This is a genomic window from Polyangium jinanense (assembly GCF_028435365.1).
Window position 1 is genome coordinate 734,176 of the sequence record NZ_JAGTJJ010000001.1, and the last position, 19,094, is coordinate 753,269.

Consider the following 19,094-nt stretch of genomic DNA (forward strand, 5'->3'; position numbering starts at 1 on the left):
GCGGCGGCCTCGCGGGCTCGATTCGATCTCACGTGCTGCGACGGATGGCCGGGATGTAGCGGGCCTCGATCGGCCCTTCGGCGCCCGTCGTTTCGAGTGCCTCGATGTCGGCGTGCACGCGCGACACCTCGTCCACGACGGCCTTCACGTCGAGGCCCGACGTCCCTTCGGGCGCGTCGCGCAGTTTGTCGAGGGCGAGCTCCAGCAGTTGGGCCGCGCCGCTCGGGCTCTTGGCGCGATGCAGTTTGTGCATCGCCGTCGCCACGAGGATCAGCCCCTTGACGAACTCGCGCGACGGATCCGATTCCGGCCGCGTGCGCCGGTAGTCCTCCCAGATCTCGTGCGCGTCGTAGAACCGCTCTGCGGCGTACGCGTCGAGGCCGTTCTGGAAGAGCGTCTCCGGATCATTTGACGGCGGAGAAACGCGCGGCTCCAGCACGGGACCCGAGCCCACGCTCTTCAGCGGCGGAATGAACGAGTCTTCCAGGTTCTTCTGGGCGACGGACAGGAGGCGCTTGATCTCGGCCAGGCACGTGCGCGTCGCATCGCGGAACGTGGCGAGATCGATGCCGCCGTGGACGTCGGGCAGCGCGTCGAGCTTGATCAGCGCGCGTTCGAGCAGGTGCACCGATCCGCGCAGCTCGGCGTTGTGACGAACCTTGTGCATCGCGTCCGTCACTTGAATGATCGCCTGCAAAAACCGGCGATTTGTCTCGTTTTGCTCGTCCTGGTAGACCTGCTTCCAGGTGTCGTAGGCATCGAAATGGCAACCGGCGCGGTACCACTCGAGACCTCGATTGAATGCAGCTTCACGATCTTGGTTCGCGTCGTCGGCCATGGCGGCGTGGGAGACGATACACGACCAGGTAGGCATTTGAAAGGGTAGGCGCGTGCTCCTTGCCGATCTCTCATCGACCGGACGGACTCGTGCCCGCGCCCTTAGCGCCAGCCGATCGACACCTCGGGTCTGTCCGGGGACATGTGCAGCGCCTAGCCGATCCACCTCACACTCCGAAGGCACGAAACCGACGTGCGGATCATCTCGATCGGCACGGTCGCTTTTTACCGCTCGCCTTTCGCCATGTCCCGCATCGTGGATCCATCCGCCCGTGCGACGCTCACATGGGCGTCTCCGGATCGGACGACAACATTCTTCGGGAGACTCTCATGATCGGAACGACACGAACGAGCCTGGTCCTTCTCCTTTCGGCTGCGGCGCTCGGGGGCGCTGCCGGCTGCAGCGATGACGGACCGCTCCCGTTCGGCACCTCGAGCTCGAGCGGCAGCGGTGGAATGGGCGGGGTCGGCGGTGCAGGCGGCTCCGGCGGAATCGGCGGCGTGGGCGGCGTGGGCGGCTCCGGCGGCGTGGGCGGCTCCGGTGGCGTGGGCGGCATGTCGGACGTCTGCGGCGACGGCGTAATCCAGGAGGAGGCCTGCGATGACGGCAATGCGACGGCGGGCGACGGCTGCGACGCCGCGTGCGCCATCGAGACCGGATTCCAATGCACCGGCGCGCCCTCCGTGTGCACGGCCCTCTGTGGCGACGGCCTGGTGAAGGGCGCCGAGCTCTGCGACGACGGCAATACGATGCCCGGCGACGGCTGCGACGCGGCCTGCATGATCGAGGCGGGCTACCAGTGCACCGGCGAGCCGAGCGCCTGTTGCGCTCCGCAACCGGAGACGTGCGACGGAATGGATAACGATTGCAATGGCGTCCCGGACGAGGGCTGCGATTGCGTCGACGGCACCACGCAGTCCTGTTACATGGGCCCGCCGGGCACCCAGAACGTCGGCATCTGCGTGGGCGGCACCCAGACCTGCGCGGGCGGGCAATGGGGCCCCTGCGTCGGCGAGGTCGTCCCCACGATGGAGATCTGCGACGGCATCGACCAGGATTGCGACGGCACGCCGGACGACAGCGTCGGCTGCATCTGCATGCCCGGCACCACGCAGACCTGCTACACGGGCCCCATGAACACGCAGGGCGTCGGCCAATGCGTGGCCGGCACCGAGACCTGCGCGGCCGACGGCAAATCGTACGGCCCCTGCGTCGGCCAGGTCCTCCCCTCGCTGGAGAACTGCGCCACCCCGGTCGACGACGATTGTAATGGCACGGCGCCCGCTTGCACCGGGGCGCACGTCGTCAGCAAATCCTATGGCGACGCCTCGGCCCAGCAGGGCCTCGCGATCGCCGTCGATTCCATGGGCAACATCCTCGTCGCGGGCAATTTCGCCGGCACGATCGATTTCGGCGGCGGCCTGCTCACGAGCGCGGGCGGCGTCGACGTATTCGTCGCGAAATTCAACGCGCAGGGCAACCACATCTGGTCCAAGGCTTACGGCGGCGCCGGCGACCAGCTCGCCACGGGCCTCGCCGTCGACGCCCAGGGCAATGCGTTCCTCACCGGCAACTTCTCCACGACCATCACCATTGGCGCAACGACCCTCACGAGCGGAGGCGCCGACGATTTCTTCGTGGCGAAGCTCGACGCCGCGGGGGCCGAGGTCTTCGCCAAGGGATTCGGCGCGAACTTCACGCAAACCTCGTCCGGCGTCACCGTCGACAATGCGGGCAACGTCCTCGTCACCGGCGCGTTCTCCGGCACGTTCTCCTGGGGCATGATGATGCTCACGGGCGCCGGCAACCTCGACGTCTACGTGGCGAAGATGGACAACGCGGGCAACGCGCTCTGGGCCAAGGGATTCGGCTCCGCGCAGAACCAGCAAGGGTTCGACGTCGCGACCGACACCGCCGGCAACGTCATCATCGTCGGCGGCATGGAGAACGTCGCCGATTTCGGCGGCGGCCAGTTCGTGGCCACCGGTGGCGAGGACGTCTTCGTCGCGAAATTCGGCCCCACGGGCAATCACCTCTTCAGCAAGCACTTCGGCGACGCCTCGGATCAGCGCGCTCTCGCGGTCGCCGCGGATCCGAGCGGCAACATCGTCGTCACGGGCCAGTATGCGGGCACGATCGACCTCGGCGGCGGCGCGACCACCAGCGTCGGCGGCGACGACGGGTTCGTCGTGAAGTTCGATCCGAACGGCAATCACGCCTGGAGCAAGAGCTTCGGCGCCGTGAGCGCGCAGCGCGGCAAGGACATCACGACCGACGCCTTCGGCAACGTCATCCTCACGGGCGAATTCTTCAGCGTCATCGGGTTCGGCGGCAATACGATCGTCTCGTCCGGCATGGCTGACATCTTCGTTGCCAAGCTGAGCCCCACGGGCACGCAGGTCTGGCTCCGTGGCTTCGGCAGCCCGCAAAACGACCGCGGCGAGGCCGTCGCCGTCGACGCCGCGGGCGCCTCCTGGTTCACCGGCTCGTTCGTTGGAAACGTCAATTTCGGCGGCGGCGCCCTCGCGGGCGGCGCGGCCGACAACGTCTTCCTCCTCGGCCTCGCGCCGTGAAGCGGGCCCACCCTCCCTGCGCGTGATCCGGCTGCGGGGGCGAGCGAAACGGCCCGCTCGCCCTCGCGGCGCCCGCGATGTGTGTGGACCTTCGGACCTTTCGGGGCTACACCTCCCAGGTGACGAAGGATCAAGGAAAACGCGGGGAGCGGGGTCGTAAAAAGGGCAAGGAGGCACCCGCGAAGGGCTCGTGGGGCAGCCTCGCCGCGGCGATCGGCGCCGTCGCGATGCTCGGCGCCCTGCTCTACGGCTCCTTCAAGGCGGAAGATTCTACGGCCTCGGTGAGCCCCGAGCCCGTCCCCGCCGCCACGACCGCGCCGCCCGCCGTCACGACCGCGCCCGCCCCCAGGCCGCCGCCTCCGCCTGGAAAATCAGCGAATGGCGAGAACTGGAACGACGCGCAGATCGCGTGGCAAAGCTACGAGGCCGGCATGGCCCGCGCGAAGGCCGAGAACAAACCGGTTTGTCTCGTCTTCTACACCGCCTGGTGCCCGCATTGCCGCAATTACGCGAACGTCTTCCAGGATCCGCGCATCGTCACGCGCGCCAAGGATTTCGTGATGATTCGCGTGAACCCGGATGACGAGTCCGCGATCGGCGACCGATACGCCCCCGACGGCTCATACGTCCCGCGCACGTTTTTCCTCGCCCCGGACGGAGCGCTCATGGCCGACGTCCACGCGCCGCGCCCCAAGTTCCAGCATTTCTACGACGAGAACGACCCGGGCTCACTCCTCGGCGGTATGGACGCGGCCCTGCGCAAGCTCGCGCGGCCGATGTGAGCCTATTCCTCCGGATCCAGATCCGGACGGCGCTCCCCCATTCCGATCCCCCACCCCATCGAATACCGCGCGTTGATCTCGCAGCGCGGATTGAACTGCAAATTCCCTTTTCCGTCTCGCCAGCGGAACGCGTCCACCCCGAACGGCCCGAAATAACCCGCATCCGCGAGCGCAGCGCCCGCTTGCTCGACCGCCTGCGCGAGGAGCGCCGTCTCCTCCCGGCCGATCTCCCCGGGCTTCGCGGGCCGCGTCGCGAGCCACGTCCCGTCCGGCGCCGTCTCCTGCCACGTCGGCTCGCCGAGCGACATTCGCCCCTCGCGTGACACGAACCCGTGCCACCCGAAATCGGCCACGCGCTCGACCCACGGCTCGACCACGAGCGCGCCGAACGAGCGCAGGGACGCTTCAATCCAGCCCCGTGCCGCGCCGAGCACCTCGTCCACCCGCGCCCGCCGCCGCCCGCGCCCGGCGAATCCATGCGGCCTGCGCAAAAGCCAGTTTCCCCCCAGCGACGGCGCCGCGAGCGCCTCGCGCACCTCGTCCAGCGTCGTCGCGGTCCGTTGCCCCGGCAGCGTCGCCCCGAGCGCGAGCGAGAATCGACGATCGTTCACCCGACGCAGCGCCTCATACGCGGGCGCCGTGGGCACGCGCGCGCCCGCGTACGCGAGCGCCTCGAGCGCGCGCGGCGTCGGCAACCATGCCTTTCCCACCGCCCCTTCAGCGCGCTTCACCTCGTCCGGCGCACCAAACAGCAATATATCGTTCGGACGCACCAATGCCCCGAGCCGCCCCGCGAGTTCCGGCAGCCGCGCGCGCGCTTCCGCTCCGAGCGTCCGTCGCGCGTCTTCCAGCTCGACTTCCGCGCCGAGGTTCAGGAGCCACGCGGTTCGGGCGCCCATTTGTCGAGCTCCTGCAAAAACACCTCGGGAAAACCTGCCCGGATCCGATCCTCTCGATTCAGCGGCGATCCTCGCATCACCATCGGCGAAAGCGGCTCCGGCAGATGCGCGCGCCACGCCTCGAAATCGAGCCCTTCGGTAAATCGCCGGAACCAGTGCAGCCCGAAGCGCACATGCGGCACCTCCTCGGCGCAGACGATCTCCTGGATGCGCGCCCCCTCCTCGTCCCCGATCGCGCGAAATCGCCCGGCAAACCGCGCCGTATGATCGAGATTCCCCCCTTCGAGCCCCATCCCCATCACGGCCGCGAAATGCGCCGGCGATTTCGAGCGCGGCACCCGCTCCCAGAACCAATCCCGCACCGGAAACTCTCCGAATGCGTGACCGAGCCCCTCCATGTACCGCGCGTACATCGCCATGTGACGGATCTCGTCCCCGGCGATCTGCAAAAGCCCCTTCTTGAACGCCCGCGGCGCCTCCGGAAACGCGAGCAGCGCCCAGGCCATCAGCTCGGCGGCCTGCAATTCGTGGTGCAGGAACGTGTGCACGAGCTGCGCCCTTCGCGCCGGGTCCCGGATCGCATCCGGCCCCGGCGACTTGTGCGCGCGTTTCGCAATCTCGAGCGTGCTCGGCCTCCCTGGCCGCTCGATCCGCCGCGCGGGCGCATCCTCTTCCCATCCCGCGGGCACGGGCGGCGGGGCGAGCTTGTGCTCGAGCGCCTCGCTCGTCACGTAATCGTACGCCCAGCGCTCCGCCGTCCCTTCCGGCGGGATCGGGATCTCCATCACGACCTTGCTCGTCAGTTCTTTGGCTCGTTCTTCAGCTCGACGCCGCGCCCGGGCGGGAGCGGATCCCATCGTAACGAATCTCCGACGAGTGTCGAGATCCGCTTCGGCCGCCCGCCGTCGAGCCGCATCACGTAGAGCCCCGGCCCCTCGCCCGACGTCCGCGTCGAGAAAAACGCCACGAGCCGCCCGTCGGGGCTGCACGCCGGATATCCATTGCGCCCTTGCCCCTGCGTCAGCCGCACCATCCCGCGCCCGCGTTCGTCCGTCGACACGAGGTCCGTATCTTTGCCGACCCCCACCGCGTACACCGCCCGCACTCCGTCCGGGTGATTGCAGAACGTCGGAGCCGTCGCGAAGAGCCCGTCCGGCGAGATAGGTTTGTCGTCCACGTAGATTCGTTGCCCGAACCGCCCCTCGCCGGAATACGCGAGGTTGCCGCTCGGCGTGAACGTCGGCCGGAGGGCCATGCCCACCTCGCTCGCGGGCGAAAGGCCCGCGAAATCCGGGCCCACGAACATCTTGATCGTACCCCCGTCCGCGATCGACACGGCGACGCGCGATTTGTCGCGCGAGAACGCGAGCCCGTACACCGAGCCCTTGATGGGCAAATCCACCGCCCGCCCACTCGCCGTCCGGATCCGGTATTCTCCGTTTTGCGCGCTCGCCGCCCAGTAAAGCTCGTCCCCCTTACCAAACGCCGGCGCGACCGCGATCTCCTCCGTCGGTGAAACCGGCTTCGGATCGTGCCCGTCCGCATCCACCGTGAACACGCGCCTGAGCTTGCCCACGCCCGCGACGAACGTCATCCGGCTGGCGAATCCGCCATTTTGCCCCGTCAGCGCCCCGATCACGAGATCCGAGATCCGGTGCGCCTCCTCCCGCAGCTCCGACGCCGGGATCAAAAACCGTTTGTCGAGAACAGCCCCGGCCCCGTTGCGCACGAAATACACCCGCGCCCGGAGCTCCACCTTGTCCTGCCCCGGCACCGGCCGCGCGCGCGCCTCCACGAGCGCCTCGACCTTCTTTTTCGCCCAGATCGAGACATCGAGCGTCTCCGCGCCCCACGCCTCCTCCGGCGCGTCGTCGTCCGTGAGCACCTCGAATTCGCCCGAGAGCTCCAGATCACGCCGCGCCACGCTCCGCATGATCACATCCTCCTCGTCCCAGCTCGACGAGGGCAGGACCGCGATCCGCGGCAGAGGCCGCGTCGCCCCGGCGACGACCACGATATTGCCGAGCAAATCCTCCGGCGACGGCGGCGTCTCCGCGGGCGCGGGCTCCTCCGCGAATGCGGCGACCGAGACGGACGAAACGGCGGCGAGGGCGAGCAGGGTCTTCTTCAATCGCATCGCTCCGGCGTGCAGGTGAAGGTGAGCGAAATCTGGCTCTGGACGATGTCCGGATAATTCTCGGGCGGCGGCGGCAATTCCTCGCCCTTGGCGCTCTCCAGCGCGGCGCGGGCCGCGGCATCGAATGCAGCCTGGCCACTCGATACGATCGCAAAGCTCGCGACCGATCGACCGCCCGAGAGCGTCACCGTCGCGGCCACGCGGAACTTCGTGATCTCCTCAGGCGACAAACCCGACCCCGAGACGCGGAACCTACGGCTGAACCAGCTCCGGACCTTCTCCCGGTAGATGTCCACCGCGCGCGCCTTCAAGGGATCCATCTCGGTCCCGCCCTTCACGCCGTCCTCGTGGCCTTTTTCATCCACGTTCGGCGGAGGCTCGACCTTCGCGGGCTCCTCGATCGGCGTCTCGACCACCTTCGCGACTTCGGCCTCGGGCGGCGGCACCGGCGTTTTCGCCTCGGCCACCTCGATCTCTTTCGGCGGAATCGCCTCCTCGGTCTTTTCCGCCTTCGTCGAGACGAACGCTTTTTCCTCCACGCGGCGTTTCGCCCGCGGCTTCAACCATCGATCCGGAAGCTTCGCCGGATCCCGTTTTCCGCCGAGCTTCAAGGCTGGCGCCGCGTCGAGATCGAGCACGGGCACCACCTTCACGGGCACGCTCGGCCCCTTGTCGATCTCCGGCGCCATGGCCGGCCGATCGAGATTCGCCGCGCGCAGCAGCAACAATGCCCCGCCCTGGAGCCCGACCGCGCAGATCACGGCCAGCGCGATCTCGTGGACCCGAAAATCGCTTTTCGTGGACGGCGCCGCGTCCGTGCTCACCGGACCGCCTCCCGCGCCTCGTCGGGCTCCGGCTCGACCAGCAAATTGAGCCCCAGCACACCCGCCGAGCGCGCCGCCGCGACCACACGCGCGACCGCCGCATACCGCGCGTCCTTGTCCGCGCGGATGTACAGCTCTTTTTCTTTTTGCACCCGCGGGTTCGTCGCGAGCACATCCTCGACGCTCGTCGTCACGTCATCTTCCCCGAAGAGGATTTTTTCCTCCTTGGTCACCGTCACGACGAGCTTCGTGTCCTTGACGGGCGCCTCCGTCGCCTCGACCTGCGGCAATTCGACCCGCAGGCCCGACGCGAGCAGCGGCGCCGTCACCATGAACACCACGAGCAGGACCAGCATCACGTCGACGAGCGGCGTGACGTTGATATCGCCGAACCCTTTTCCCCTGCCCCGCCTCGATCCGCCGGTCGACATGCCCATGGCGCGTCCTTTTCCTCAGGAGCCCTGCGTGCTCGGCTTCGGCAACGTCGCCGGCACCTCGGAGACGAGCGCCACCCAGCCCTCGCTCGCCGCCTCGATCGCCGACAAAAGCGCGTCGATCCGCTTGTTCAGCGCATTGTAGGCCACGACCGCCGGAATGGCTGCCGCAAGCCCGATCGCCGTCGCGATCAACGCCTCGCCGATCGCCGGCGCCACGACCGGCAGGCTCGCGCTCTTCGCCTGCCCGATCCGCAAAAACGCGTCCATGATCCCGTACACCGTGCCAAACAGCCCGACGAACGGCGCGGCCGCGGCAATCGTGGACAACGAGGCCATGAGCGACCCGGCCCGCTGCTCCTGATCGACGAGCGCGCGCTTGGCCACGGAATCGAGCAATTTCGGGCTCCCCGCGCGTTTCCCGAGCTCGAGCACGACCACGGCGCCCGGAGCGTCCGCATACCGGCTCGCCGCGGCGAAGAGCGCGTCGGCCGAGAGCGCATGCTTCGCCTCTTGCTGGAAACGCCGCTCCGCCCGGCTCAACCGGCCGAGCTGGAGCGCCTTCAAGAAGGCGATGACCCAGACCATCACCGCCGCGGCCACGAGCAGCCAGACCACGACGAACACGGGCCCGGACGAATGCAAGACGAGCGAGACCGGATCCAGACGGATCGGCGCCGCGGCAGTTTCGATCGGCGTATCGATCATGGCTTTTCGTCCTCAGTCGGCGAGATACACGTCGACTTTGCGATCCTGGGCCCAGCCGTCCTCGTCCACCCCGGTTGCCTCGATTTCCCCGCGCGACGACATCTCCACGCGCGACTTTTCGAGCCCCTTCTTGCCCAGGAAGTCCGCCACGTTGCCGGCGCGCTTCTGGCCCAAACCGAAGTTGTATTCGGTCTCTCCGCGCGGATCGGCATGTCCGACGAGCTTCATTCCCTTGCCGGCGAGCGGGCCCGTCGTGAAGCAGCGGGCGAGCGCTTCGAGCGCCTTCGTCGCCTCTGGCTCGAGGTCGGACGAGTCGAACGCGAAGCGCGCGCGCGGAATGTCGCCGCACGCCTTCACGATACGGTCCTCGATGTGCACCGAGCCGGCGGTGGGGGTGGTCTTGTCCTTCCTCACGGGCGCGGCGAGCGTGTTCGCGGCCTCGGGCGCTTTCGCGGCTGCGGGGTTCGGCGCGGCCACCGCGGCGGCCGTGCTCGGCGCGGCCACGGGATCCGAACCACAACCGATCGAGAGCGCGGCGAGCGTGGTGCTGAGGAGGGTGATGACCTTGTGACGCGACATGATTCCTCCGGCGAGACGCCCCCCGGCGTCCATCGACTCGCGCTTACCACGTCGCTCGTGTTCGGGCACAAATTTGGCGAAACCCGAGCACTTGGTATAGAGGCCATGATCGCAGCCCTCTTGACGTGAGGCGCGTCTAGGGCCTACGACGTTGGGACGCTTCCCCGGAGGACCCCGACCATGCCGATTCCCAAGAGCCTCGAAGGCCGCCTCACGCTCCCCGTGATCGGCGCGCCCATGTTCATCGTCTCGGGCCCCGAGCTCGTCATTGCCCAGTGCAAGGCGGGCGTGGTCGGGTCCTTCCCGGCGCTCAACGCGCGCCCGAAGGAGCAGCTCGAGGTCTGGATCACGCGGATCAAAACCGAGCTCGAAGAATACCGCGCGCAAAACCCCGGCGCGCGCGTGGCGCCGTTCGCGGTCAATCAGATCGCGCACCGCTCGAATGATCGGCTCGAGCACGACATGGAGGTCTGCGTCCGGCATGAGGTGCCCATCATCATCACGAGCCTGCGCCCGCCGGCCGAGGTGGTGAAGGCCGTGCATTCGTACGGCGGCATCGTGCTCCACGACGTCATCAACGTGCGGCACGCCGAAAAAGCGATCGAAGAGGGCGTCGACGGCCTCATCCTCGTCTGCGCGGGCGCGGGCGGCCACGCCGGCACGCTCTCGCCGTTCGCGCTCGTCGCCGAGGTCCGCAAGTTCTATCAGGGCACGGTTTGCCTCGCCGGCGCGATCTCCACGGGCCGCGACGTCCTCACCGCGCAATCGATCGGCGCCGACCTCGCCTATGTCGGCACGCGCTTCATCGCCACCGAGGAGGCGAACGCGATGCCTGCCTACAAGCAAATGCTCGTCGACACGGCGGCGAAGGACATCGTCTATTCGTCCCTCTTCACGGGCGTTCACGGCAATTATCTCAAGCCCTCCGTCGCGGCGGCCGGGTTCGACCCGGACAACCTCCCCTCGGCCGACAAATCCACCATGAACTTCGGCTCCGGCGGCAACACGGCCGCGAAGGCGTGGCGCGACATCTGGAGCGCGGGCCAGGGCGTCGGCAGCATCGCGGACGCGCCCAGCGTGGAGACGCTCGTCCGCCGCATGCGCGCCGAATACGACGCGGCGTGCGGGGACCTCCTCACCCGTTCGAGCACCTTCCGCGGATAGGTTTTTCTTGAAAACCTCTCAGGCGCGCGGCTTCGCCGCGACCGCGCGCTCGCCCTTCGCCAGGCCCTCGCGCGGGATCCCGAGCCGCTCACGCAGATCCCCGAGTGGCATGTCGAGCAGCTCGTCGACCCTCATCCCCTGCCGGTAGAGCGCCTTCGCCGGTCTGGCGTCGCGGTACGCTTGCAGCATGCGGCGCGGCGAGAGCACGAATCCCCCCATCGCGGCCGAGGCGTTCAGCAGATACACGATCCACGTCTCGCAGCCGCCCATCAGCTCCCAGAGCGCGATCTCGCCTTCTCCGATCAAATTGGCGCCGTACCCCGTCGCCACGTGATGCAAATCGTGCAACCCGATCGCCCAGCGCCGCGGCGGCGGGTTCGGCAGCGTCACCTTGGCCCGCCCGCCGAAGATCATCACCGAAAACGTCTCGGCCGTATACTCGTCCGTCGTGAAGCCGTTCTCCGCGAGGTACGCGTCACGCGCCTGGCGCACGGTCAGCGTGGGAGGAAGCGGGCGATCACGCGGGAACAGCGGGGCCTCTGCGACATCGTGCAGCGCGTCGAACGTCGTGGTCATCGTGATCTCCCGGCCAGCGAGCGCCGGCCACGAGGAGACGATAGGGGCGCCCGCGTCCGGTTTCCACTCCCGTTCAAAAGTTGTCCCCGCTCATTCCAGATAAAGCCGCGCCGAGGTGCAGGACCGCGTGTGCGGATCGAATTCGAGCAGCCCGATGCCGCTCCGGCGCGCGCCGTGGGCCATCAGCGTGCAGCGGAAGCCCGTGAAGAACCCCGCGGAGATGGGCGCCTCGACCTCCAGCGATGCGCCCGGCCCGAGCGCGTCGAAGAGGCTCCGCGGCGTATACCGCTTCCCCGGATCGATCTCGATCCGCGGCTCGTCGTCCGTGAAGAGCCCCCGCAACCCCGCCAGATCCCGCTCCCCGATCGTGCGGGCGAGCTCCTCGACCGTCGCGTGCCCGCGCTCGAAAATGCCCCGCCAGAGGCCTTCGAGGTACGTCGACACATTGGAAAAACCCTGAATCCGGAGCATGCGCGCCGTGAGCCCCGTCATCGCAATCAGGCTCTTCGGGCCGCCCTTCAGTGCCGCCGCGGTCACGCCCCGCAGCTCCCAGAACGCCCGCATGCGCGTAACCCGCAGCGCCCCGTCGAACTCGCCGAGCTCGTAAATCAGATACGCCGGCAGCGCCACGCGCGCATCGTTCGGCGTGCGCGTCGTGATGTTCACGTCCCGCACCACCACAAGCCCTTGCACGACGTCCGCGAGCACCTCGAAGTGCACGTCGTTCGGGGCGATGTACACATCGTAAAAGCGCCCGAGCTCGTCGTCGCCGTCGCGCGGGTCGGCGCCCTTCCGCGCGGGCGGCCCGCCCACCGGGTCCTCGACGACGGCGCCGTGCGCGAAGAGCCCCACCCAGCCTGCTTTGTCGTGCGCGGCGACGCGGTCGGGTGAGCTCTTCACGACCGCGAGCACATCGTCTCGGCTCCATTCCATGCGCCGCGTATAACACGAACAGGCCGGGCAAGGGCAGCGGGAAGGCGCGCGGCCGCGCACGGCATCTCTCCTCGGCGAGCGAGGGGCTCACGCTGCGCCCGTCCTGGCCTTATGCCTCTTGCTGGAGAGGGGGGACGCGCATGGCGAAAGACGGCAATGGTCAAGCGGCGGCGATGCGAAAGCTGAGGCGGCTCGTGAAGGGCATCCGCGTGGCGATGATGACCACGACCCACGGGGACGGCACCTTGCACAGCCGCCCGATGGCCACGTGCGAGGCGCTCGACGAGGACGGCGCGCTCTGGTTCTTCACGTCCTGCGAGACCGAGAAGGTGCGGGAGATCAACGCCGATCACCACGTGAACGTCGCGTACTCCGATCCGAACGATGATCGATACGTCTCCATCGCGGGCATGGCTCGGATCGTCCGCGACCGCGAGAAGATGCAAAAACTCTGGAGCCCGACGCTGCGCCTGTGGTTTCCGCGCGGGCTCGACGAGCCGGACATCGCCCTCTTGCGGGTCGAGGTCGAGCGTGCGGAATACTGGGATCCCTCGGCGGGCCTGTTCTCCGCGATCGTGAGCCGCGTGCGCTCGGCCGTGACGGGCGCCCCGGGATTCCCGGCGCGGCACGGCCGGATCGAGCTCCGGCACGAGGAGGAGCAGCCGCGGGCGGCCTGATCAGGCCGGTTTCCTCAAAGGACCGGGGCGAGGAGCTCGCCGAGCTCCTCCGAGGCCTTGCGAAGCAGGGTCGGATACGCGTTTTCGAGCAGCTTTTCCGGCATTCCGAGGACGAGCTGCAATCTCTTCGACGACGAATCGTAATCGTTCGGGAAAAACGCCGTGGAGCGACCGGTCGTCGTGACGAACGACGGCGTCGTGCCCTCCCCGGGGATCGCGGCGTGCATCTCCAGCCGGATCCGAATGTCGTTGAAGACGAGTTTGTCTTCCGTGGATACGAACGGCTCGTCGCCCGAGACGAGGGTCATCGAGACCACGAGCCGAGGAACATCCGGCGCCGCGTTCTCCGTCGCACGCTGGAACTGAACGGCGCGGCCGAGCGTGCCCCTCGCGCGCGAGACGATCGTGTTGAAGACCCGCTCTTCGACATCGTTCTCGGACTTCCAGAAGACCTGGCCAACCGGGTGGTATCGGTTCCCGTGCTTGTGTATCAGGTCCGTCTCCGCGTCCAGGAACGCGTTCGGCAGGACGAAATCCACATCCAGCACGACCCGGGGATCCCCCTTCGTATCGAGCCTCGTGAGCAGCGGATGGAAGATCGCACGCGCGCTCTCGCCGCCCGACCCTTTTCGCAGCCGGAGCAGGTCGAGCCGATCGGCATACACGTGGTGAATCGCCTCGCTCACCTCCTCGGCCCACTTGTTCCCGTAGCGACCTTCGATCGCGTGGAGCTCCGCCACGTCCTGCTTTTGCCGGGCGTCCACGATTTCGGACCTGGGCAGGAGCTCCGTGCGGATCTCGTGCTCGTGTTTTTTACCGAGGAATTCGAGGTATTGCCGGTACGCGAAGAGGTTATTGTTCCGCTTCGCCGCCGCGAACATCGCGTCGTCGACCTCGTCCGTGTGCCGCCGGCCCCGCGCGTCGCCGAGGTAGATGCCGTACGTCGCGAGGTTATCCGCCTGTTTCACCATGCCGAAGAGCAGCTCGTCCGCCTCGGCCGCGTGTTTGCCGTCGGGGTACATCGACAAATACTCTGCGAGCGAGACCGCTCGTTTCTTCGCCCGCTCGAACGCAATGTCGTCGAACGCGCTCCGAGGGCGCAGGCCCACGTCGCCATAGAGCATTTGCCTCCAGGCGAACTCGGCGTCCGAGGCACTCTCGGCCGCCTCGAGGACCTGGCCGAACATGGACGCGTCGCTCGCGTGATTGCGCGCGAACCACGACGCCGGGCCGAGGAGCGCGCCCACGGCGGTCGACGCGAGGACGAGCCATCGAAATGCGGGAACGCGGCTACCGTTGTCCTTCGCGATCGACTCCGCGCTCGCCCAGTCGTCGGCGACGCGCAATTCGAAAAAGGGGTCGAGCCGTTCGATCGCGGGCTGGTCGTCTGGTAAAACCAGGCGTGTGGCCTCTTCGATCGCGGCCTGGGCCTCGCACGCGAGCTCCGTCGCATCCCCGAATACGCGTAGCGGCGCCGCCTCGCCGTCGCCGAAGACGAGGATCACCTCCTCGCGCCTTCCGCCCGCGCGCCCCTCGACACGCCGGAGCGTCGCGAGCGAGGTGACCGTGAGAATCCGCCCGCGGACCTCCACGAGGTCGAGCGAATAGAGATACCGGCCCGACGGGAACGGCGCGCCCTCGTCCTTCGATCGCCGAAAGTACACATGCACGATCACCGCGAGCGCGAGCACCGATACCACGAGCGCGTGACCGAGCATGAACGCACGCGGCTGCACGGCGAAGCGTCCTTCGAGGTCGCCGAACTGCACGAACCAGAGCACGAGCCAAACGAACGCAGCGGTGATCCCCGCGCCGAGCCAGAAGCGCCGAGAGCCCGGGATCGTGCCCGCCGCGTCCTCCTCGACGCGCAGGAGCGGCCCGGGCATGCCGCCGTCCGCGAGCCCGCGGACGAGCCGTTCCCGCACGATGTCCGGGAGCCGATCGAAATCGAGAACGCGGACGACGCGTGGCTCGGCGCCGGCGGAGCGGTAGTGATGGGTCGCGCGCATGGATCCCGGGAGAAAGGCAATCATGTTCTCGCTTGACGCGCCATGGAAAATCCGCTAGTCGTGGACCCTGGCGGGCCGTTCGGGCTCCTTCGGCCTCCTTATTCGTCCGCCTCATCGCGCCGTTCGCGGCGGTCCGCAGGCTCGATTTCGAGCGTGGGTGGATACGTGCGCGTGGCGTCCGGAGGACGTCGTGGAACGCAAACTCGTTTCGATTCAGGTGGTGGAGAGCCTCGCGCCCATCGAGGGCGCGGATCAAATCGAACAGGCCCGGGTGATGGGCTGGACCGTGGTCGTCAAGAAAGGGGAATTTCGCCCCGGCGACCGCTGCGTGTTCTTCGAAATCGACAGCGTGCTCCCTTCGAGCGCGCCGTGGGCGGAGTTCATGCGGTCACGCGGGTATCGCGTGCGGACGGTCAAGCTCCGTGGCGTGCTCTCGCAAGGCCTCGCTTTGCCGGCCACCATCCTCGACGGCGAGATCCCCGAGGTCGGGACGGACGTGCGCGATCGGCTCGGCGTCACCAAATACGAGGCCATCTTGCCGGACGCGCGTGAAGTCGCGGGCGGTTTTCCGGCGCTCGTGCCGAAGACGGACGAGATTCGCCTGCAATCGGCGCTCGGGGTGCTCGACGAGATCCGCGGCCAGGAGTTTTATGTCTCGACGAAGCTCGACGGCTCGTCGGCGACGTTTTTCCGCGCGCCCGACGGCGAGTTCTTCGCGTGCTCGCGCAACTGGGCCCTCGCGCCCGGCCCGAACGCAGTATGGCGGATGGCGGAGCGGTACGAGCTCGCGCACCGTTTGCCCCCGGGCATCGCGGTGCAGGGCGAGCTTTGCGGCCCGGGCATTCAAAAGAACCGGCTCGGGCTCTCCGAGGTCGACGTCTTCATGTTCGGCGTGTACGACGCGCGGGCGGGCCGTTACCTCGATTTCGCGGACTTCATCGCGTTCTGCAAGGAGTACGGCCTGCGCACCGTGCCCATCGAGCGCGAGGTCCGCGGCGAGGAAGCGAAGCATTTCGAGCACACGCTCGATCGCTGGCTCGAAGCGGCGCGGGGTCTTTATACGAAGACGAAAAACCGCAAGGAGGGCATCGTGATCCGTCCCCTCGTCGAGTCGCGCTCGGCCACGCTCGGCGGCCGGCTCTCGTTCAAGGTGATCAACAACGACTTCTTGCTGAAGGACGAGGACTGAGTCCCATCAGGAGACGAGCCTGATACCGACGGGCAAGCCCTCGCCATAAAACGCCGCCCGGTCCGCCTCTTCCACCGCGACGACCTCACGCACGGCCCGCACCCATTCCTCGCGCGCGCCCGAAGCCACGAGCCTCCGCTCGACGTCGCGCCGCACCCGCTCCGACACATCGCGCGCTCGGTCACCCGTGAGCCGCGCCATCTCCATCGCCGCCCGCGTCGCCGTGGGCATCTCGGCCCATTTTTCGCGCAAAAGATGATCGAGCCAGCGCTCGGCGACGTTTGGCGCGATGACATGGTGCGCGCTCGCATACGCGGGCACGCGCGCGCCGATGCGCCCGATCGCCGCCCAGATCCGCGGATCACGATCGGTCCAGGTTCGTTCGAGCAAAAAGCCGCCGAGCTCGGTCCGCCGCGCCGGCGGCACGCGCTCCAGCGACGAGGCGAGGTCCACGACGTCCGCGTCGGGCTCGGCCCGAATGCCCTTGGGCTTCTTCAATCGTTTTTCGGTAGGTGCGAGGAACGGATCGACGAGGTCCCGGATCGCCACCTGCGCCGCCTCTTCGAGTCCCCCCGCAATGCGCCGCCATGCGATCCAGAAGTGCTGCCAGGTGCGCGCCTCCTGCGCGAACACGACACGCTCGTGGAACAACGAAAACAGATTCGCCGCGCGCTCCTCGTCGAGCGCGTGACCGAAACCCGGCCGGAGCGTATACCCCGCGAGCTGCCAGAAGACCCGTTCGTGATCGGCCGAGCGCCGCCGGCCCTTGTGCCCAGGCCAGAGCACGTCGAAAAGCGCGCGGTTCGTCTCGGCCGTCCACGTGGGCCGCTCGCCGAGGATCCGTTCGAGCTCGCGCACGAGGTCCTTCACCTCGCGCGGCGTGACGTCCGCCCGCCCCTTGCCATAGATCCGCGCAATCGCCTCGCGCGCGTCCTCCAGCCGTTTGCCCCCGGCCGTCACGCCCGGCCGCATCGTCTTGCCCGAGGAAACACCACCCTCGGTCTCGACCGCGGTGTCGGGGCTCGTCTCGCGCAGATCCCAGGTCAATCGAAAGCGGCGTCCGGCCTCGGCGTCCACCTCGACACACGCGAGCTCAAGCGTGCCGATCGCGCTGAGCTCGCCCGCGAGCGAAACGGTCACCTCGCCGGGACGCGCGCCCGGCTCGAAGGCCGAGGAGACGGGTGGCAAGGCAGAAAAACGCTCGATGTCCGGCGTGACGACCGCGCCCGGCAGGTCGAGCGCCTCGTCGGAGGTATACATCGGGAATCGCACCGGGCGGCCGACCGTGAGCGAAAACGTTCGTCCGGGCACCTCGTAGCGAATGCCCTCGCGCGCGCCGCGCGGGACGACGCAGACGGCCTGCCGCTGGCCGGACGGCCCCGCCGACAAGCCGAGGTAATACCCGCGCGCCGAGCCGCCTCCGATCCGGACGCCACGGCCGAGGAGGGACAACCCATACGCGACGGCGCCGCGCGCGACGGCGAGGTCGGGATCCGGATGCGGCAGAATCTCCGGGCGAATGGCGCTCCACGTTCCGATGGAGTCCGCGAGCCGATCGACGATACGTTTGGCGCGAAAGACCCCGCCATTCAGGAGCAAGGCATGCGGTGCGGGCGCGCCGGGGGCATGGCGGGCGAAGAAATGGGCGACGTGACGGGTGATGGCGACGTCGCGCTCGTAGGGGAGGCCGAATGCGACGAGCGCGCTGCCGCCGCGGCGCGGGCGATCGGCGAGGGAGGCGGGCGGCAAAAAGCCGTCGAGCACGACGCGCTCGGCCTCCTCGCGGGAAAGGCGCGTGGAAAGCGCGGAGCCAATGAGGCGCGCGCCCTTTCCGAGCACCGTGACCGCGACATCGCTCGGCGGCTCGTCCCCGAGGAGCCGCTCCTTGGCGGCGCGGCAAGCGAGCACGAGCTGGCCGAAGCGCGCGGGGGGCAATCGATCGGGAGGTTCGATCAGGCGGCTCTCGCAGAGATGCGCGAGCGCAAGATCCATGTTGTCGCCGCCCAGGAGAAGATGTTTTCCCACGGCGACACGCTCGACCTCGGTGGATCCGCGCTGTTCGCCTGGGCGAACCCGGATCAACGACAGATCCGTGGTCCCGCCGCCGACGTCGCAAACGAGGACGAGCGCCTCGCCGCCACTCCGCTGGCAAAGCGCGGCGAGATCGCCCTCGCCGGCGCGGGCCATGTAATCGTAAAAGGCCGCTTGCGGCTCTTCGAGCAGCCGCACCTCGATCCCCGCGCGCCGCGCGGCCTCGACCGTGAGCTCACGCGCGTCCTCGTCGAACGACGCGGGCACGGTCAAGACAACGTCCTGCTTTTCGAGCGGATACGCGAGGAACGCCTCGTTCCACGCGCGCCTCACGTGCAGGAGCAATCGCGCTGCGGCGTCGACCGGCGAAATGCGCGGCAGGTCCTCGGCCTCCTCGCCCGCGCCCCACGGCAGAATGGGCGCGGTGCGATCGACGCCCGCGTGCGCGAGCCAGCTCTTCGACGAGGCGACGAGCCTTCCCGCGACCTCGCCCCCGCGGCGCCGCGCATGCACGCCGAGCACCCAGGGCGCGTCGCCGAACGGATCGGGCAGGGCCTCGCCCGGAATGGGCGCATAAAGAAACGAGGGGAAAAGCGGCTGCGGCTCGATCTCGCCCGCGCTCACGAGCTGGGGGATCGGAAAGACCTCCGGCGGCCGGTTCGCCTGCGGATCGGCCCACGCGACCACGGTATGCGTCGTGCCGAGATCAATCCCGACGATGCGCCGCGCGCTCATGAACGA

At 68.3% G+C, this 19,094-nt stretch carries 17 protein-coding genes; 5 read left to right on the forward strand and 12 right to left on the reverse strand.

Going from position 1 to position 19,094, the window contains the following annotated elements; translation table 11 throughout:
* Positions 1–28 precede the first annotated feature (28 nt).
* A complete protein-coding gene (locus tag KEG57_RS03005; protein ID WP_272418132.1) occupies positions 29–874 on the reverse strand; it encodes a DUF309 domain-containing protein in 846 nt (281 codons plus the stop codon).
* 293 nt (positions 875–1,167) lie between these two features.
* Here KEG57_RS03005 and KEG57_RS03010 point away from each other — a divergent pair, with 293 nt between their 5' ends.
* Positions 1,168–3,411 (forward strand): DUF4215 domain-containing protein, encoded by a 2,244-nt coding sequence (locus KEG57_RS03010; RefSeq protein WP_272418131.1) that lies wholly within the window; start codon positions 1,168–1,170, stop codon positions 3,409–3,411.
* A gap of 119 nt (positions 3,412–3,530) precedes the next feature.
* A complete protein-coding gene (locus tag KEG57_RS03015; protein ID WP_272418130.1) occupies positions 3,531–4,193 on the forward strand; it encodes a thioredoxin family protein in 663 nt (220 codons plus the stop codon).
* Positions 4,194–4,195: 2 nt separating this feature from the next.
* Here the strand turns inward: KEG57_RS03015 and KEG57_RS03020 are convergent, their stop codons facing one another.
* Genes KEG57_RS03020 through KEG57_RS03050 form a run of 7 tightly spaced genes read right to left on the reverse strand, consistent with a single transcriptional unit; the run spans position 4,196 to position 9,774 of the window.
* On the reverse strand, positions 4,196–5,092 hold the full coding sequence (locus KEG57_RS03020) for a hypothetical protein (RefSeq protein ID WP_272418129.1): 897 nt from the start codon (positions 5,090–5,092) through the stop codon (positions 4,196–4,198).
* The gene (locus tag KEG57_RS03025; protein ID WP_272418621.1) at positions 5,065–5,877 is read right to left on the reverse strand and encodes a ferritin-like domain-containing protein; all 813 of its coding nucleotides are present in this window, start codon (positions 5,875–5,877) and stop codon (positions 5,065–5,067) included. The genes KEG57_RS03020 and KEG57_RS03025 overlap by 28 nt, the downstream gene beginning before the upstream one ends.
* A 14-nt stretch (positions 5,878–5,891) precedes the next feature.
* Positions 5,892–7,229 (reverse strand): beta-propeller domain-containing protein, encoded by a 1,338-nt coding sequence (locus KEG57_RS03030; protein ID WP_272418128.1) that lies wholly within the window; start codon positions 7,227–7,229, stop codon positions 5,892–5,894.
* On the reverse strand, positions 7,220–8,053 hold the full coding sequence (locus KEG57_RS03035) for a TonB C-terminal domain-containing protein (RefSeq protein ID WP_272418127.1): 834 nt from the start codon (positions 8,051–8,053) through the stop codon (positions 7,220–7,222). The genes KEG57_RS03030 and KEG57_RS03035 overlap by 10 nt, the downstream gene beginning before the upstream one ends.
* The gene (locus tag KEG57_RS03040) at positions 8,050–8,490 is read right to left on the reverse strand and encodes a biopolymer transporter ExbD (protein ID WP_271928148.1); all 441 of its coding nucleotides are present in this window, start codon (positions 8,488–8,490) and stop codon (positions 8,050–8,052) included. Before KEG57_RS03040 ends, KEG57_RS03035 begins: the two co-directional genes overlap by 4 nt.
* Positions 8,491–8,505: 15 nt before the next feature.
* Complete coding sequence (locus tag KEG57_RS03045; protein ID WP_272418126.1) at positions 8,506–9,195, reverse strand: MotA/TolQ/ExbB proton channel family protein; 690 nt, start codon at positions 9,193–9,195, stop codon at positions 8,506–8,508.
* Between the two features lie 12 nt (positions 9,196–9,207).
* Entirely contained in the window at positions 9,208–9,774 is a 567-nt protein-coding gene (locus tag KEG57_RS03050; protein ID WP_272418125.1) for an OmpA family protein, read from the reverse strand.
* Positions 9,775–9,954: 180 nt separating this feature from the next.
* Between KEG57_RS03050 and KEG57_RS03055 the strand changes: the two genes are divergently transcribed.
* Positions 9,955–10,938 (forward strand): NAD(P)H-dependent flavin oxidoreductase, encoded by a 984-nt coding sequence (locus KEG57_RS03055; protein WP_272418124.1) that lies wholly within the window; start codon positions 9,955–9,957, stop codon positions 10,936–10,938.
* Positions 10,939–10,956: 18 nt separating this feature from the next.
* Here KEG57_RS03055 and KEG57_RS03060 read toward each other — a convergent pair whose 3' ends face one another.
* On the reverse strand, positions 10,957–11,514 hold the full coding sequence (locus KEG57_RS03060; protein WP_272418123.1) for a hypothetical protein: 558 nt from the start codon (positions 11,512–11,514) through the stop codon (positions 10,957–10,959).
* Positions 11,515–11,604: 90 nt separating this feature from the next.
* Positions 11,605–12,447: a nuclear transport factor 2 family protein gene (locus tag KEG57_RS03065; protein ID WP_272418122.1), complete on the reverse strand. Its 843-nt coding sequence runs from the start codon at positions 12,445–12,447 to the stop codon at positions 11,605–11,607.
* A 140-nt stretch (positions 12,448–12,587) separates the two neighbouring features.
* Between KEG57_RS03065 and KEG57_RS03070 the strand changes: the two genes are divergently transcribed.
* Positions 12,588–13,124 carry a pyridoxamine 5'-phosphate oxidase family protein gene (locus KEG57_RS03070; RefSeq protein WP_272418121.1) on the forward strand — a complete coding sequence of 179 codons (537 nt, stop codon included), beginning with the start codon at positions 12,588–12,590 and terminating at the stop codon, positions 13,122–13,124.
* Positions 13,125–13,138: 14 nt separating this feature from the next.
* Here the strand turns inward: KEG57_RS03070 and KEG57_RS03075 are convergent, their stop codons facing one another.
* Positions 13,139–15,157, reverse strand: coding sequence for a hypothetical protein (locus tag KEG57_RS03075; RefSeq protein WP_272418120.1), 2,019 nt, complete (start codon positions 15,155–15,157; stop codon positions 13,139–13,141).
* 166 nt (positions 15,158–15,323) lie between these two features.
* Here KEG57_RS03075 and KEG57_RS03080 point away from each other — a divergent pair, with 166 nt between their 5' ends.
* The gene (locus KEG57_RS03080) at positions 15,324–16,322 is read left to right on the forward strand and encodes an RNA ligase (ATP) (RefSeq protein ID WP_272418119.1); all 999 of its coding nucleotides are present in this window, start codon (positions 15,324–15,326) and stop codon (positions 16,320–16,322) included.
* A gap of 6 nt (positions 16,323–16,328) precedes the next feature.
* Here KEG57_RS03080 and KEG57_RS03085 read toward each other — a convergent pair whose 3' ends face one another.
* Entirely contained in the window at positions 16,329–19,088 is a 2,760-nt protein-coding gene (locus KEG57_RS03085; protein ID WP_272418118.1) for a hsp70 family protein, read from the reverse strand.
* Between the last annotated feature and the right edge of the window lie 6 nt (positions 19,089–19,094).

Excerpts from the sequence above, each read along its gene's own strand:
- KEG57_RS03075 (WP_272418120.1), bottom strand. The coding sequence starts at position 15,157 with ATGATTGCCTTTCTCCCGGGATCCATGCGCGCGACCCATCACTACCGC.
- KEG57_RS03085 (WP_272418118.1), bottom strand. The coding sequence starts at position 19,088 with ATGAGCGCGCGGCGCATCGTCGGGATTGATCTCGGCACGACGCATACC.
- KEG57_RS03055 (WP_272418124.1), top strand. The coding sequence starts at position 9,955 with ATGCCGATTCCCAAGAGCCTCGAAGGCCGCCTCACGCTCCCCGTGATC.
- KEG57_RS03025 (WP_272418621.1), bottom strand. The coding sequence starts at position 5,877 with ATGGAGATCCCGATCCCGCCGGAAGGGACGGCGGAGCGCTGGGCGTAC.
- KEG57_RS03005 (WP_272418132.1), bottom strand. The coding sequence starts at position 874 with ATGCCTACCTGGTCGTGTATCGTCTCCCACGCCGCCATGGCCGACGAC.
- KEG57_RS03070 (WP_272418121.1), top strand. The coding sequence starts at position 12,588 with ATGGCGAAAGACGGCAATGGTCAAGCGGCGGCGATGCGAAAGCTGAGG.
- KEG57_RS03040 (WP_271928148.1), bottom strand. The coding sequence starts at position 8,490 with ATGGGCATGTCGACCGGCGGATCGAGGCGGGGCAGGGGAAAAGGGTTC.
- KEG57_RS03045 (WP_272418126.1), bottom strand. The coding sequence starts at position 9,195 with ATGATCGATACGCCGATCGAAACTGCCGCGGCGCCGATCCGTCTGGAT.
- KEG57_RS03050 (WP_272418125.1), bottom strand. The coding sequence starts at position 9,774 with ATGTCGCGTCACAAGGTCATCACCCTCCTCAGCACCACGCTCGCCGCG.
- KEG57_RS03060 (WP_272418123.1), bottom strand. The coding sequence starts at position 11,514 with ATGACCACGACGTTCGACGCGCTGCACGATGTCGCAGAGGCCCCGCTG.
- KEG57_RS03065 (WP_272418122.1), bottom strand. The coding sequence starts at position 12,447 with ATGGAATGGAGCCGAGACGATGTGCTCGCGGTCGTGAAGAGCTCACCC.
- KEG57_RS03030 (WP_272418128.1), bottom strand. The coding sequence starts at position 7,229 with ATGCGATTGAAGAAGACCCTGCTCGCCCTCGCCGCCGTTTCGTCCGTC.
- KEG57_RS03020 (WP_272418129.1), bottom strand. The coding sequence starts at position 5,092 with ATGGGCGCCCGAACCGCGTGGCTCCTGAACCTCGGCGCGGAAGTCGAG.
- KEG57_RS03010 (WP_272418131.1), top strand. The coding sequence starts at position 1,168 with ATGATCGGAACGACACGAACGAGCCTGGTCCTTCTCCTTTCGGCTGCG.